Source organism: Marinagarivorans sp. (assembly GCF_982758155.1).
Map to the genome: position 1 here is coordinate 13,565 of NZ_CEXWTU010000111.1, position 1,835 is coordinate 15,399.

Below are 1,835 nucleotides of genomic sequence, written 5' to 3' on the forward strand. Positions count from 1 at the left end.
TATTGATGACGCCCCCATTTACATGGGCACGCTCGGTAAGGCTGTGGGCGGTTTCGGAGCTTTTGTGGCAGGTAGTGAGGCTTTAATCGAAACGCTTATCCAGTTTGCCCGGCCCTATATTTACACTACGGCGTTGCCACCTGCTGTTGCTGCGGGTAATTATGCCAGCGTGTCCCTGCTTTTGGGTGATCCTGCTTGCCGGGCGCGTTTGCAGGATAATATTGCGTACTTTCAGCAGATGGCGAAGCGGTATCTCCCTTGTGGTGATACCGCTGCGTTGTTATCGAGCGACACGGCAATACAGCCTTTGGTGTTGGGTACGGAAAAGCGTTTGATGGCGGTATCTGCGATGCTGTTGCGTGCGGGTTACTGGGTGGGCGCTATTAGGCCGCCTACCGTGCCTGTTGGCACTGCACGGCTGCGCATTACTTTATCGGCGGCTCACAAAAAGCAGCATATTGAAGGTTTGTGGCTAGCGTTAGCTGATGCGCTTAAGGTTGTACCAGAGTGATATGTGTGCGGAATTATTATCGTGAATGATGTGGCAGCTTCACAGCCTAGTGTATTACTCTCGTGGCTTCAAAAAGGGCGGGTTGATGCGCCGATCATAATTGCAATTCACGGCTGGGCTTCGAATGCGCAAGTTTGGCAAGAGCTCGCAAAGCACTTACCAAGTTATGGCATTTTAACGCTCGAATTACCTGGGTTTAGTTCCGGTGCGACGCAAGCGTGTTTATTGGATTTCGAGGCTTTTGTAGGTGCTGCGGGCGATGCAATAAGCAAGGCTAAGCAGCAGTGGCCCGAGTGTGCTTCGCGTGACTTATACCTTTTAGGTTGGTCTTTGGGGGGGCAGGTAGCGGCTGAAATGTCGGCACGAATCCCCACAGTTATTGCGGGTTTGATTACGCTGGCATCTAATCCTTGTTTCGTTGCTCGGCATGACTGGCCTCAGGCTATGAAGCCTGAAACTTATACCGCTTTTTGCGATAATTTTTCAGCTAATGCGGCAAAAACTGTTCAGCGTTTTCATGTCTTGCAAGCTGGCGGGGCGGCTAAGCCGCGCGAGCTCAAGGCGTTAATGCGCGAGCTTATGCCTGTTTGCGGTGATGATCTTTGTTGGTTGCCTACTTTGCGTTGGTTGGGTCTTGATTCGCGCCCAGCGTACGCGGCATTTAATAAGCCGCAGTTGCACCTATTGGCCGAAAGTGATGCGTTAGTGCCTGTGGATACACCTCTTCAGCAATTCGGTGAGGTGCAGGTGTTGGGTGGCGCAAGCCATTGTATGCCCTTGGATTCTGGCGAGTTAGTGGCAAGGGCGGTGAGTGTTTTTGTTAAAACCCACTGCCAGTTCGCTATGGATAAAAGCAAGGTTGCGCGTGCATTTAGTGCGGCGGCTTTGAGTTACGATGCTTTTGCGCGTGTGCAAAAAATAATCGCAGAAAACGTTTTTCGGCGGGTGATGGTATCGAAGCCTGACGCCGGCATACTCTTGGATATTGGTTCCGGCACGGGTGTTTTAACGACCGCACTTGTTCGGGAGGGTGTGGCAGTAGTCGCGCTGGATATTGCCGAAGGAATGCTGCGTTTTTCGAAAGAGCGAGCAGGTTGTGTTGCTACCGAAGGTTCAGCACACTATGTGGCTGCAGATGCTGAATACCTCCCGTTTTCTGATGGCAGCATGACTTGTGTGGTTTCAAGCTTGGCGATTCAATGGTGCGCCGATCTACCCTTGTTGTTTTCTGAAATATATCGCGTGTTAAAGCCGGGCGGGAAAGCGGTAATCGCTACTTTAGGGCCCGGGACTTTGCATGAGTTAAAAATGGCGTGGCAGGCGG

General features: G+C 51.8%; 2 protein-coding genes. Both read left to right on the forward strand.

Annotated features, from left to right (window positions below; all coding sequences use genetic code 11):
• Positions 1-511: aminotransferase class I/II-fold pyridoxal phosphate-dependent enzyme (locus tag AC3A8L_RS12560; RefSeq protein ID WP_487962607.1), on the forward strand; the 511-nt coding region annotated here is incomplete at its 5' end.
• Positions 512-532: 21 nt separating this feature from the next.
• A partial coding sequence (locus AC3A8L_RS12565; RefSeq protein WP_487962608.1) for an alpha/beta fold hydrolase occupies positions 533-1,835 on the forward strand: 1,303 nt, incomplete at its 3' end.